Source organism: Streptomyces sp., assembly GCF_035644915.1.
Lineage (GTDB): Bacteria > Actinomycetota > Actinomycetes > Streptomycetales > Streptomycetaceae > Streptomyces.
Genome location: NZ_DASQNP010000271.1, coordinates 1 through 12,051 on the forward strand (window position 1 = coordinate 1; position 12,051 = coordinate 12,051).

At 71.8% G+C, this 12,051-nt stretch carries 13 protein-coding genes and 1 pseudogene; 10 read left to right on the forward strand and 4 right to left on the reverse strand.

Going from position 1 to position 12,051, the window contains the following annotated elements:
• The coding region (locus VE546_RS27825) for an RICIN domain-containing protein (RefSeq protein WP_324927319.1) at nt 1-153 on the forward strand (153 nt) is incomplete at its 5' end.
• Nucleotides 154-326: 173 nt separating this feature from the next.
• Nucleotides 327-536: a hypothetical protein gene (locus VE546_RS27830; protein ID WP_324927287.1), complete on the forward strand. Its 210-nt coding sequence runs from the start codon at nt 327-329 to the stop codon at nt 534-536.
• A 43-nt stretch (nt 537-579) separates the two neighbouring features.
• On the opposite strand, the gene VE546_RS27835 is transcribed toward VE546_RS27830, so the two are convergent.
• Nucleotides 580-855, reverse strand: a complete 276-nt coding sequence (locus tag VE546_RS27835; protein WP_324927289.1) for a hypothetical protein — start codon at nt 853-855, stop codon at nt 580-582.
• A 57-nt stretch (nt 856-912) separates the two neighbouring features.
• Between VE546_RS27835 and VE546_RS27840 the strand changes: the two genes are divergently transcribed.
• The 3 genes from VE546_RS27840 (at nt 913) to VE546_RS27850 (ending at nt 3,612) form a co-directional block, all read left to right on the forward strand.
• The gene (locus tag VE546_RS27840) at nt 913-1,236 is read left to right on the forward strand and encodes an SCO0607 family lipoprotein (protein WP_324927292.1); all 324 of its coding nucleotides are present in this window, start codon (nt 913-915) and stop codon (nt 1,234-1,236) included.
• Between the two features lie 351 nt (nt 1,237-1,587).
• Nucleotides 1,588-2,370, forward strand: a complete 783-nt coding sequence (locus tag VE546_RS27845) for a class I SAM-dependent methyltransferase (RefSeq protein WP_324927294.1) — start codon at nt 1,588-1,590, stop codon at nt 2,368-2,370.
• Nucleotides 2,371-3,090: 720 nt separating this feature from the next.
• Complete coding sequence (locus VE546_RS27850) at nt 3,091-3,612, forward strand: DUF421 domain-containing protein (protein ID WP_324927297.1); 522 nt, start codon at nt 3,091-3,093, stop codon at nt 3,610-3,612.
• 558 nt (nt 3,613-4,170) lie between these two features.
• Here the strand turns inward: VE546_RS27850 and VE546_RS27855 are convergent.
• A complete protein-coding gene (locus tag VE546_RS27855) occupies nt 4,171-4,872 on the reverse strand; it encodes a restriction endonuclease (RefSeq protein ID WP_324927300.1) in 702 nt (233 codons plus the stop codon).
• Between the two features lie 610 nt (nt 4,873-5,482).
• On the opposite strand from VE546_RS27855, the gene VE546_RS27860 reads away from it, so the two are divergent.
• From VE546_RS27860 to ykgO, 5 genes and pseudogenes are all read left to right on the forward strand, one after another.
• Nucleotides 5,483-6,487 (forward strand): ATP-binding cassette domain-containing protein, encoded by a 1,005-nt coding sequence (locus VE546_RS27860; RefSeq protein ID WP_324927303.1) that lies wholly within the window; start codon nt 5,483-5,485, stop codon nt 6,485-6,487.
• Nucleotides 6,484-7,293 (forward strand): ABC transporter permease, encoded by an 810-nt coding sequence (locus VE546_RS27865; RefSeq protein WP_324927305.1) that lies wholly within the window; start codon nt 6,484-6,486, stop codon nt 7,291-7,293. Before VE546_RS27860 ends, VE546_RS27865 begins: the two co-directional genes overlap by 4 nt.
• Before the next feature lie 665 nt (nt 7,294-7,958).
• Nucleotides 7,959-8,576, forward strand: coding sequence for a dihydrofolate reductase family protein (locus VE546_RS27870; RefSeq protein WP_324927307.1), 618 nt, complete (start codon nt 7,959-7,961; stop codon nt 8,574-8,576).
• A gap of 268 nt (nt 8,577-8,844) precedes the next feature.
• A pseudogene (locus VE546_RS27875) lies at nt 8,845-9,099 on the forward strand (50S ribosomal protein L31).
• 36 nt (nt 9,100-9,135) lie between these two features.
• The gene (gene ykgO, locus VE546_RS27880; RefSeq protein ID WP_324927310.1) at nt 9,136-9,258 is read left to right on the forward strand and encodes a type B 50S ribosomal protein L36; all 123 of its coding nucleotides are present in this window, start codon (nt 9,136-9,138) and stop codon (nt 9,256-9,258) included.
• Between the two features lie 549 nt (nt 9,259-9,807).
• Here the strand turns inward: ykgO and VE546_RS27885 are convergent.
• Together VE546_RS27885 and VE546_RS27890 are read right to left on the reverse strand one after the other, a co-directional pair.
• Nucleotides 9,808-10,203: a nuclear transport factor 2 family protein gene (locus tag VE546_RS27885; RefSeq protein WP_324927313.1), complete on the reverse strand. Its 396-nt coding sequence runs from the start codon at nt 10,201-10,203 to the stop codon at nt 9,808-9,810.
• Between the two features lie 421 nt (nt 10,204-10,624).
• On the reverse strand, nt 10,625-11,620 hold the full coding sequence (locus VE546_RS27890) for an NAD-dependent epimerase/dehydratase family protein (protein WP_324927316.1): 996 nt from the start codon (nt 11,618-11,620) through the stop codon (nt 10,625-10,627).
• Between the last annotated feature and the right edge of the window lie 431 nt (nt 11,621-12,051).

Consider the following 12,051-nt stretch of genomic DNA (forward strand, 5'->3'; position numbering starts at 1 on the left):
TGGCAGCCGCAGGCGGACGGCACCGTGCGCAATTCCGGGTCCGGCAAGTGCCTCGATGCCGAGGGCGCCACCTGGAGCGACGGCACCCGCGTCCACCTGTGGACCTGCCACACCGGCCCCAACCAGAAATGGACCCTGCCCGAAGGGCTCTGACCGGTCCTGACCGGTGACAGTGGGGAGTCCGGGCAGCGGCGCTCACCCTCGCCGCTGCCCTCTCCCTCAGCCCGGACGCTCCTGTCCGATCGCCGCCGGGGCCGCGCGCCGTCCCGTGAGGCCGGATCTGCCTGGACAACCACGGCAACCCCCACCACAAGGCCGTCTCCGTCGTGCAGCGCGATCCCGCTGCCAAGTCCCTCGACTTCATCGGCCTGGCCCGGCTGCAGAACAAGCCTCCGGCCGCCGACTGCGCCGCCACCGATGACTGGCCATCGGCACCGGAGGAGGAACCGGACGCGTGGGCGCCGGTCTCCCACGTGCCGGGGGTGGTGGGAGCGACGCAGGCAGAGGAAGTCGGTGGGCAGGGGGAGGGCTCGTGAACCCCTTCGACGCAGTGGTGGACGCCCCGCACGCCCGCGGCATTCAGGGCGGTGCGCAGGGCATGGCGGTCCACCGGCGTCGTGCCTGGCCTGCCGCGGGGGAGAGGCAGTCGTGGTCCACCAGCCACTTGACGTTCAGCCGTTGGCCTTCGCCGGGGTTGAGCAGGGCCGGGGCCGAGCTTGATCTGCTAGCCGCCGTCGGGCTGTCCGCACCAGGGACGATGCTGCCCTGCCAGACGGCGAACGGCCGCGTGACGGTGTAGCGGCGGTTCGGCGCGATCCGCCGGTCACCGCTCCGGATCTGAGTGCGCGTACTCATGCACCGGTCTTCCGCCGTACGCCAGCCTGGGCGCATCGACGGGAGGACCGAAGGAACATGCAGGACGAACGACGCACCGGAGAGGGCCGGGCAGTGGTGAAGCACCGTGCCGGTACCGGCTTTCTCGCCGCGGCGGCGGTGCTGGCCGCCTTTCTCACCGGCGGTTGCGCCTACCGGGAGAGCATCTGCGGCTCCGGGGAGTACCCGGTGAAGGCGGTGGGCAACAAGACCGGGGCGGCGTGCGTGCCCGACGGCCAGGAGCCGCCCGAGGGGTACGTGCGCTACCCGGAGGGCAAGGTGCCCCGGCACGTGGGCGACACATGGGACGAGTACTGGAGCACCGTCGTCGTCAACGACGACGGTGAGATCGTCGGCCGGTGACCGCCCCGGTCAGGGAGCCGCGTTCATCCCCTCCTGCGGAGGCCGCGGCCATCCGGCCGGCCACGTCCGCGTCCCACCGGCCCGGTGGGGCGGAGGAACGACCGGCAGCCCGTGCGGTGGGGGAGTCGCCGCGGTCCGCCGGGAGGGGGAAGCGGACGGTGCGCCGCAGGGCGTGCGGCATCCGCGCGTGAGCCGTACCGCGTGTCCGTGCTTCCGTGCGCCCCGTCCCGGCCGCACCCGGGGGCGTGCCGGTCACCGCTCAGGAGATCCGGGCTGTGTCACCGTTTTGCTGTTCGCGGTATCGGTGGCGGCGGGCGGCTCGTGCGCGTCGCCGGTGAAAGGGGCTTGAGGATGGCGCCGCAGAAGATCGTTCCAGCCGGAGGGCTGCGAACCGATGAGGACGCCTACCGTGATGCGCTCGGCCGGTTCCTCGCCGGAACGGACGAGAAGGACGTCACCCACGCCTATCTCGGCCAAGTGGTGGAGGGGCTTCCCGCTCGGCGGGTGTTCCTCGACGTAGGGCCCGCCGACGGCACCACGACGCAGCACATCGCCCCGTTCTTCGAGCGCACGGTGTGCATCGAGCCCAGCGAGCCCATGCGCCGCGCGCTCAAACGCGCCTGCCCCGACGCCCTGGTACTGGCCGACCCGGTGCTGGAGGCGCAGCCGGGCGTCACCGCCGATCTGGCCCTGCTCTCCCACGTCCTGTACTACATCCCCCGCCCGCAGTGGGCGGCGACGGTGCTGCGCATCATGGAGTGGATCGAACCGGGCGGCATCCTCCTGGTCCTCCTGCAGAATCCCGAGAGCGCCTGCATGCGCATGGTGCGCCATTTCACCGGCAACCGCTTCGACCTGCGGGAACTGGCGGAGGAACTCGCCACGGCGCCGCCCGGCCTGGTCGGTGCCGTCCGCCTGGACACCATCCCCGCGCGCTACAGCAGCCCTGACGTCGAGGAAACCGTCACCGTTGCCGGTTTCCACCTCAGCGTCCCCTTCGGCCGTCCTGCCCGCAAACCCCCGGCGCGTGAGGCCGTGGAGGACTACGTCCGCCGCCACTTCAGCGACCCCGGCGGCGGGTACACGATCAGGCACGACCAGGACGTACTGCACATCGAACGCCCCCGCCCCTGAGCAGCGCCAGGACGTACCGGGACCGGCGGGCGGCCCTGCGGCATGCACGCTCCTGAGGGCATCCCCCGGGCCCGGCCCTGCCCGCTGCGGCTGGGCGCGGTGTTGAGCAGCTCCACGCCGCACCGGGAACACGGCGGCAGCCCATCGGGCAATCCCACACGGCTCCCCACCAGCGCTCCCTCGACGGCCGGGAAGGGGAGGCCGTCCAACCTCCGGCAGTGCCACGCGTCAGCCCCGGCGGACGGTGGGAGACCCGTTCGTCCGCGGTGATGCGGCCGGTCGCGGTCGATACGGCCGGGTGGGGCACCTGGCAGGCGGGTGACCGGAAGCAGCGGGCGGAGGACTCACCCGTTCGGGGGCGGCCACATAGGTGGATCACACAGGTGGGCACAGCGGTGGATGCCGCCGGCCTGCGGTACGTGGCGAGGAGCGACGAGGAGTGCTCCGCTGCCGGTGGTTCCGACCGGCGCGCTTCAGCCGTCCTCCGGGCAGCCCGCCGGGGCCTGCGGGGGAACACCTCCACCCTGATGCCTTGCCGATCCGTCGGCTGCCCAGGGCACGCCCCGGCGGGCGACCACGCCCAGGCGAGGCCGGGCCCGGCGCCGCGGTTCTCGCCGTCGGCGGCGGACAACGGCTCGGGCATGGAATCCGAGGGGCTCCACAGCGAGGATCCAGCGCGCCATCCGCTCCGGTCCACCGCGACCGGATACACCAGACGTCATGCCTGACTTGAGTGACATGTTCGAACTGGATGCGCCGGTCCTCGAACTCATCATCCGCGGCGTGGTGATCTACCTGGCCTTGTTGGTCCTCATGCGCATCACAGGACAGCGGGAATCCGGCGGCCTGGGACTGACCGACGTGCTCATCGTCGTGCTGATCGCCGAAGCCGCCGCGGGAGGACTGGTCGGCGATTCCCGCTCCGTGACCGGCGGCATCATCCTCGTCGCCACCATCCTCGTGTGCAGCGTGGCCATCGACGCAGCCGCCTATCGGTTTCCCCGGTTCTCAGCCGTGCTCAAGGCCAGGCCGCGCCCCCTGATCGAGGACGGTCGACTGAACCACGAGCTGATGCGGCGGGAATTCATGACCACCCAGGAAGTCCTCAGCCAACTACGACTGCACGGCATTCAGGATCCGGCCCGAGTGCACCTGGCCTACCTGGAGCCCAACGGGATGATCAGCGTGCTTCCCGAGAATGACGACGACATCGACAGCCCGCCCCACCCACCAGCCCAGTAAGCACCCAACCTGGTAACCACTGCTGACAGGCAGCCGCGCGATACGGTCCGGGCGCCGCGACGGGAGGGCCGAACCCGTCAGCCATCGCTCTGAACGTCCCTGCGGTTTCCGACCGAGCGGCTGACGACCCGACGCCGTGAGCCCGGGAGGCGAGCGTTCCCGCCCCGCTCACCCTTGAAGGAGCCGCGAGCAAGTTCCCTCTACGGCCACCTGCTCGGTGCCACGCTGCGCGACCGCGGTCGGCGGCCATGCCCGGCCCAAGGCCGGCCACAGGCCGACCACCACGGCACGCACCACCACCGTGGAGCGGACCGCATCAGCGGCCACCGACCGGTGGCCGGCACATGAGGACTCCCGTGTCCCCACGGCACGGGGCGATCCGACTCCAGCAGCGTGCAGCACGCTGAAGGGCCGCCACGGACCGGCGACCGCCTGCCGCCTCCGCTCACCGGCAGCGTTGCCGTACCTCCTCCCTCACGGGACAAGGGCATGGCCGCCCCGCCGCAACCAGCCCGCCGAAGGCCACACCGGAGCGGGAGCCCGGGGCCCCGGCGGCCGTCAGGACCGCGGTGTGGCCCGCCGCGGGGGCGGTATGCGGTCCAGCAGCTCCCACAGCGGGCGCGAGCCGGCCGCCCACTGCCCGAGGAGCGCCCGGTCCACCAGATGCAGCCGCTGCTGCTTCCCGAACTCGCGGGCCGGGGCGGAGAACCGGCCGTTGGTCACCAGCACCACCACGTCCCCCCGGTGCACCGGCCGTCCGGTGCCGTTGAGGACCTGCAGGTCCGGAGTGCCGACCGCCGCCCCGGCCAGGCCCTGGGCGCGGTGCTTGCACTGGATCACCCAACGCCTCCCGAGCGGGTCGGTGGCCAGCACGTCGCAGCCGTTGTCGCCGCGCCCGCCCAGCTTCTGCGCGTCCGCGCAGCCGTCGCGGCGCATCAGGTCCCGCACCGCGTACTCGAAGGCGTCGTGGTGCAGGGCATCGAGCTGGGCCAGCCGGTAGCGCAGTCCCTGGGCCCGCACCCGCTCCCACCGCGCCCGCTGGGAGCGGTGGTGCCACAGCGTGCCGCCGACGCCGGCGGCCACCGCGGCGAGCAGCACCAGCAGCCACCAGTTCTCCACCAGCCACCGCACCACCGCGCCGACCACCGCCAGCACCACGCCGCCCAGGAGCAGGACGGCCGGCAGACCCCCACCCTGCTGCTTCTTCGCCGGGCGCCGCCTGCGGGGCGAGGAGCGCCGCGCCGGACGCCGCCCGCTCACCGCCCGCTCCCGCCGTCCGGCACGGCCCAGGGCGACTGCGCCGGACGCGGAGCCGCAAGCCCCTCCGGCAGGCCGGCGCCGACGCCCTCGCCGCCGATCACCCGCGCCTCCGGGACGACCGAGCCCTTCACTATCAGCCGGTACCCGGATCCGGCTGCCGAGCGGGAGTACACGCGCGCCCCCGTACTGTCCTCGCGTTCGTCGTCGCGGACCGCGACCATCCCGACCCCCCAAGATCGTTGACGATTTCCCCCGTCAACCGGTCATCGAAGCACAAGACACTGACAACGGGTCAGGATGTGATCGCTCAGCGTGATCGACCAGGGTTTCCGCCGGACCGCTGACCTGCGGAACACGACGCATATGGACCGGCCGGGATCCCGCCAACGCGCCCTGCGCGGTGAGGGGCGGACAAGACGCCTGCGGCAGACGAGGGCAGCGGCCCGCTGGAGGCGTTTGCCGAGGCCGTCGAGGCGGCGGCGGTTGGCCGACCCCGAGACGCCGGGTGGAATGTCAGTGGCGTGCGTCACAGTTGTGCAAGGGGTGCGCCCGGGCCGGAGGGCCCGGGGCGACCGCCGAAGTGCGACCTCGATACGAGGGGACGAGTCCCATGACGTACGCGATCCAGGCGGAGGGCCTGGCCAAACGGTTCAAGGAGACCCTGGCGCTGGACGGCGTGGACCTGGCCGCCCGCACCGGGACGGTGCTGGGGCTGCTCGGACCCAACGGAGCGGGCAAGACCACCGCCGTACGGATCTTCGCCACGCTCCTCCAGCCGGACGCCGGGCGGGCCGAGGTCGCCGGCCATGACGTGGTCCGCGAGGCCGGGGTGGTGCGCTCGCTCGTCGGTCTGACCGGCCAGTACGCGGCGGTCGACGAGAACCTGACCGGTACGGAGAACCTGCTGCTGATCGGGCGGCTGCTGGGGATACCGAGGCGCGAGGCGAGGGCGCGGGCGGCCGGGCTGCTGGAGCGTTTCGGGCTGACGGACGCGGCGGGACGCGCGGTGAAGACGTTCTCGGGCGGCATGCGGCGCAGGCTGGACCTGGCGGCGAGCCTGGTGGGCCGGCCCCGCATCCTCTTCCTCGACGAGCCGACGACCGGGCTCGACCCACGCAGCCGAGGTGAGTTGTGGGACATGCTGCGCGGCCTGGTCGCCGAAGGCGTGACGGCGCTGCTGACCACGCAGTATCTGAACGAGGCGGATCTGCTCGCCGACCGGATCGTGGTGATCGACAAGGGCCGGGTCATCGCCGAGGGCACACCCGACGAGCTGAAGTCGCAGGTGGGTGGGCAGGTGCTCCAACTGCGGCCGGTACGGGGACAGGATCTGGCGACCGCGTACGCCCTGGTGGCACAGGCGGCCGGGCCGCAGACCCAGATCGAGGGCGAGGCGATCACGGCACCGGTCAACGACCCGGAACTGATGCCCGCCGTCGTCCGCCGCCTGGACGGGGCCGGCATCGCGGTCGGCGAGCTGACACTGCGCCGCTCGTCGCTGGACGAGGTCTTCCTGGCCCTGACCGGCCACCGTACCGAGCCGGACGGAGGACGGCCCGGGACGGACGACGAACCCGACGACAGCGACATCGAGAAAGCGGTGAACACGTCATGACCGCCACAACGGCCGGTGCCTCGCTCACCACGAGCGGCCGGGTCCGCCCGGGCGCCGGACTGCGGCAGACCGCCACCATGGCGTGGCGCAGCCTCGTCGCCATCAAGCACAACCCGCTGGAACTCGTCGACTACAGCATCACGCCGATCATGTTCGTGCTCCTGTTCACGTACGTGCTCGGCGGCCAGATGGCCGGGTCGCCCGACGCCTACCTGACGTACGCCCTGCCGGGGATCATCGTCCAGAACACCCTCTTCATGACCACCTATACGGCGATGGCCCTCAACACCGATCTCACCAAAGGCGTCTTCGACCGGCTGCGCAGCCTGCCGATAGCCCGCTCCGCCCCACTGATCGGCCGGATCACCGCCGATCTGACCAAACACCTGTGGGCGATGCTCCTGATGCTCGCCCTCGGCCTGGCCCTGGGCTTCCGCATCACCGGCGGCCTCGGAGGCTTCGTCGCGGCCGCGCTGCTGCTCGTCGTCTTCGCGGCGGCAGTGTCCTGGTGCGCGGTACTGATCGGCATGCTCGCGGGCGACGCGGAGAAGGTCCAGGCGTTCGGCTTCACCCTCATCTTCCCGATCACTTTCACCAGCAGTGCCTTCGTCCGTGTCGACACCATGCCCGGCTGGCTCCAGGCCTGGGTGGACGTCAACCCGGTCACTCATCTGTCGGACGCGTTCCGCGGTCTGCTGCTGGGCGGTGAGGTGGGCCGTCCGCTGCTGTGGTCGCTGGTCTGGGCGGCGGGCATAGCCGTGGTCTTCTACCCGCTGGCGATGCGAGCGTACCGGGCGAAGGCATGAGGCATCGGGGTGCTCCGGCAACCACCGGGGCGCCGACCCGGCGGTACCGGGAACGCACGGACCAACGTACGGATCAAGGTCGTCCGAACCGCAGGCCGCGCCCACCACGCGGCCGGCCTGGCGAATGCCTTCGTCCACATCCAGAGCGACGGCGCGGTGAACCCGATGCCCGGCATCCACGCTCCCGGCCGCACCGCCCGCCTGCCCGTACGGTTCGGCGCGGCCCGCTCCCATGCCCCCGGGCCGGGGCGGCTGTGCGCGGCGGCCCGGTGGGGCTGATGGCGGGGGAGGGGCTGACACATCCGGGTGAGCCATCCGGCCCGCTGTGCGTCGATGTGCTGAGCGTGCTGGAGGTCGCCACCGGAGGCCGGCCTCGGGTACGCCACCGGACGCACGGCGTCCCGCGCACCGCACCGGACCGGGGAGTCTCCGCCACGGCGCCCACCGGCACCGGGCGGACCACCCACCGACCCTGCGCGGGTGACGGGACGTGTCTCGTGCCGGTCACCGCTCTCCTGCACCGCTTCACGGTGGCCGGGCCGATCAAGGGAGTCCGGTCACCCGTGGGTCGTGCTCCTGCCGGTGCGCCACCGATGAGTTCGGCCGGCCCGGGCCGTCTGTCGGGGAGGCAGGGAATTCACCGACGACTTCTGTGAGGAGCCGGCATGAGGAAGATCATCGCGGAACTGTTCATCTCGCTCGACGGCGTCGTGGAGGCGCCCGACCAGTGGCACTTCCCCTACTTCAACGACGAGATGGGGGCGGCTGTCAGTGCCGCCCTCGGCTCGGCCGACACGCTGCTCTTCGGCCGGAAGACCTACGACAGCTTCGCCGGGGCCTGGCCCGAGCGGGAGGCGGCCGGTGGCGAGGACGCTCCCTTCGCCAAGGTTCTCGGCGACGCTCGGAAGATCGTCGTGTCGAACCGGCGGCTCGAGTTCACCTGGCGGAACTCCGAGCAGCTCGAGGGCGATCTCGTCGAGTCGGTCACCGCTTTGAAGAACGAGCCGGGCGCCGGCCCCATCGGAATGAGCGGCTCGGTCTCCGTCGTCCGTCAACTGCTGGCTGCGGGGCTGCTGGACGAGCTGCATCTGCTGGTACACCCGATCGCCGTCCGCAAGGGCATGCGGCTGTTCGAGGAGGGCGACACTCCGATCCCGTTGACGCTGATCTCCTGCGAGACCTTTCGGACCGGTGTGCTGAACCTCTTCTACGCTCCTGCCGGGTCGGTCGGCCAGGCGACCTACGACGACGCCAAGGCCCATCTGCCCCGGCACGAGCAGTAGCGGGGATTTCGGCGAGCCGCGGACCCGGCGGCCGGTGGGCCGTGACATCGGTCGAGGGCGTTCAGGGTGCTGTGAACGGCGGTGCCGCCGTTCCCGCCGTGCCGTCGTGTCCCGCGCCGCACCGGTATGCACCGGCGTCCGGTACGAAGCCGGCGGTGGTTCGAGGCGGCCGTTTGCCGTGGCGGGCCGGGAATGGGGCGGCGGGGGCGGTTGTTGCAGGGCGCGTGGCCGGCATGCGCGGATCAATGCCCTGTGAGGTGGGCGAGCCATGAGATCCGGTATCCACCCCGTCTCCCGGCCGGTCGTCCTCCGCGACCGCGCCGCGGACGTTGTGTTCTGATCCGCGCGGTGGCGCAGCTCGTCGGGGATCGCCCAGGAGGACGGCAACACCTGCCCGCTGGTCGGCGTCGAGAGCTCGTCGGCGAGCCGTCCGTGCCCCGGTGCCCCACCTGTGGTGGGCACCGCCGGCCGTGTGGAGCGCTTCGAGCGGCGCCACGGCCATACGACTCCGGTCCGCCACTGATCACGGGCCGGTACCAGGCAACAGAAGGAGATCGCCATGAAGGTGCGTGCGTCGTTGCGCTCGTTGAAATCCAGGCCGGGAGCCCAGGTGGTCCGTCGGCGAGGCGTGACTTTCGTCGTCAACAAGAAGGACCCGCGCTTCAAGGCCCGTCAGGGCTGACAAGCCCCGGAACCTGCGGTGCGCCGGTGGGACATGATGCCCGCCGGTGCCAACGGTCGGGGAAGCGGCCCCGCCCGGCCGAACGCGGCCGGGTGGGCGGGGCGCCGCGGCGCGCTCACCCAGGATGTAGGGGGCGGCGCCCGGCCGGTGTCACGGTGGCCGCAGGCCCAGGACAACAGTGGTCCGCGGGCCGCGGCCGGGTGAACGGCACCGGGCCCGCGGTGCCCCGGCTCGCTCGTCCGCGTACTCCCGGCCGGTGCGCCCACGGCCGCGCCGCGATCCTGTCTGACCGAAGTCCCTCGCTGGCCATACGGCCCCCACGCAGGCACGTCCGGCGGCCTCCGAGCGGCCCACAGGCAGTACGCAGCGGGTGCCTGCGCGGGCGGTCGGCTGGGGGAGAGGTGGTCAAGGCTGCCCGGGAGGACGTCGACGGCTTCCCGGGCCCTGGCCCTTCCCCGGCCGTACCTTTCCCGGCCGGGGAAGAGCCAGGGGCCGCTCAGTGAGTTTTCAGAACCGGCCGGGCGGCCGGTTCTGCTGTTCGGTGGTCGGTCAGGACCAGAATTCGTTGATCTTGTCGAGGTCTTCGACGCACTCGTCCAGGTCGGTGATCTTGTCGCCGACGATGCGGAAGACGACCCCGCCGGTCATGTCGAGGGTCTTGCCGTCGCGTTCGCCGGTCATGCGGTGGTGGGAGATCACGTGTCCGCGGCCGTCGACCAGCAGGTGGCGCAGGTCCACCCGGAACGTTCCGTTGGTCTCCTCGGCCAGACGCCGGTACATCTGCAGGATGGCGTCCTGCCCCTTGTAGTCGCCGGACAGCGGGTTGTCTCCGGGAACGTGGTGCGTGGCGTCTCCCGCCATGAGTTCACGCAGCGTGTCCATGTCCTGCCGGTTGAAAGCCTCGTAGCCCCTGCGGGCCAGTACGGCGTGCGGGTGCTCGGCCATGATCGCCGTCACTCCTCACGAATTCAGCTATATGGACTGGTGTATTCAATTTTCCGCCTAGTGGCGCTTATTGCGAAGTGTGCGGCGGGTATGGGAGACATTTCCTCGGTGTCGGCCGGCGGTGCTGCGGTGTCGGGAGGGCCGGAGGCGCTGCTCGAAAACCACCCTGAAATGAGCGGTCACCGAATCGAATTCGGTCTCAGCTTGCGCGGAGGTCGCTGTGAGAGGGGTATCGGGTCGCAGGGTTCCCACGCGGATGGCCTGCGGGAGTCGGACCGTGTGCCCCCGCGTCCGACCGGCGGCCTCGCCGGCGGCCCGGTAGGCCTCGGCACATTTCCGCCGGTCGGCCCCGTGCGGAGCCTTGGATCCGCTCCTTTCCCGCGGCCGTCCCTTGAGGACCATGCGCCGCTGACAGCGGAGGTCAAAGCCGCCGGCCGAGAGCTTTCAGCAGTTCGCGCTCGCGCCGGGCGCCGAGGCCGGCACGTCGTACCCGGCCGAGACCCTGCTCGCGTTCCCAGCGCAGCGTGTCGGCCAGCAGCTCCGCCCGGGGGCGATGACGCAACCCCGCGGCGCGTGCCGCGGACCCGTTCCGGGCCGACCACCCCTCCCAACCCGGCTCGACCAGCCACATCGGCAGCGACTCGGCTCCCATGTACTCGGCCACGCCGTTTGCGAGCAGCCACGCCGAATCGGCGGTGACCACCGGACCGGTGTGCCCGCCAATGGCACGGGACAGCTCGATCCACTCCCCGAACGGAACGACCGGACCGACGGCGTCGTACGTGCCGGTGCTCCCCGTCTCCGCGGCGTCGAGCAGCCAGGCGGTGAGATCCCGCACGTCGACTGCCTGGGTCGGCATGCCCGGCGCGTCGGGGACCAGCATCGGTCCCCGGGGATCGCGTGCGGCCCGGGCCACCCAGTAGCCGGAGCGTCCGGTGTGATCGCCCGGACCGCCGATGAGACCGGCGCGTGCGATGAGGAGGCGGTCGCCCACCGCGGCCGTCGACGCCTGCTCGCAGGCGACCTTCGCCGCGCCGTACACCGCGCGGTCGGCATCGTTCCGGTCGGTCGGAGCGAGGAGGGCTGCGGACTCGTCGGCGTCCGGTGTGGCATGGGAGGCGTAGGCGCTGATGGAGGAGACGTAGGTCCAGTGCCCGGCCCTGCCGCCCAGTGCGCCGAGCGCCTGGCGAACGAAGCCCGGCTGCCATGACACCTCGACGACCGCATCCCATGCGTGGTCGGGCAGTGATGCGTACGCCGAAGGATCGCGCCGGTCGGCGGCCACCAGCGTTGTTCCGCCCGCGACGTCCCCGCTTTCACCGCGAGCGAGGCACGTCACCCGATGACCGCGCTCGACCGCCTGCCGCGACAGCTCCCGGCCCACCCATGCCGTCCCGCCCAACACCAGGATCTCCATTCCGACACCCAAGCATCGCGAACACCGAGCCTCCGGACGATTCGCTGACAGCAGACCTGATGTCGCCGACCGATCACCGCGCTCCGCGCGCGGAGCACGCCCGGCAGATACGGGCCGGTTGCCGCGTTGCGGCTGCCGGGGTGAGGCGGATCGCTGCCACTGCATCCCATGCGTCCGGCGGTGCTGAAAGCGGCAGGGGGCGAGCCGCCTCCGAGCTGTCGGCCGAGGGCGGGCGCCGCACCGCACCATCGGTACGGCCCCGCGGGAGGGGCTCCGCCCCGATGCGGCAGCGCCGGGGGAGTGTGGCATGGAAACTCGGGGGACGACAGGCAAGGTCGTCCCCCGTCCCCGATGTGGATGGAGGTGCGCCACCGGGGCTTTCCGGGCGCTTACCACGAGCCCTTCCGGTGCAGGCCGGAGTGTGCCGGGTG

Bases quoted from the DNA above. Each gene is read 5' to 3' on its own strand.
- VE546_RS27890 (WP_324927316.1), bottom strand. From the start codon at position 11,620: ATGGAGATCCTGGTGTTGGGCGGGACGGCATGGGTGGGCCGGGAGCTG.
- VE546_RS27845 (WP_324927294.1), top strand. From the start codon at position 1,588: ATGGCGCCGCAGAAGATCGTTCCAGCCGGAGGGCTGCGAACCGATGAG.
- VE546_RS27860 (WP_324927303.1), top strand. From the start codon at position 5,483: ATGACGTACGCGATCCAGGCGGAGGGCCTGGCCAAACGGTTCAAGGAG.
- ykgO (WP_324927310.1), top strand. From the start codon at position 9,136: ATGAAGGTGCGTGCGTCGTTGCGCTCGTTGAAATCCAGGCCGGGAGCC.
- VE546_RS27850 (WP_324927297.1), top strand. From the start codon at position 3,091: ATGCCTGACTTGAGTGACATGTTCGAACTGGATGCGCCGGTCCTCGAA.
- VE546_RS27865 (WP_324927305.1), top strand. From the start codon at position 6,484: ATGACCGCCACAACGGCCGGTGCCTCGCTCACCACGAGCGGCCGGGTC.
- VE546_RS27870 (WP_324927307.1), top strand. From the start codon at position 7,959: ATGAGGAAGATCATCGCGGAACTGTTCATCTCGCTCGACGGCGTCGTG.
- VE546_RS27885 (WP_324927313.1), bottom strand. From the start codon at position 10,203: ATGGCCGAGCACCCGCACGCCGTACTGGCCCGCAGGGGCTACGAGGCT.
- VE546_RS27835 (WP_324927289.1), bottom strand. From the start codon at position 855: ATGAGTACGCGCACTCAGATCCGGAGCGGTGACCGGCGGATCGCGCCG.
- VE546_RS27840 (WP_324927292.1), top strand. From the start codon at position 913: ATGCAGGACGAACGACGCACCGGAGAGGGCCGGGCAGTGGTGAAGCAC.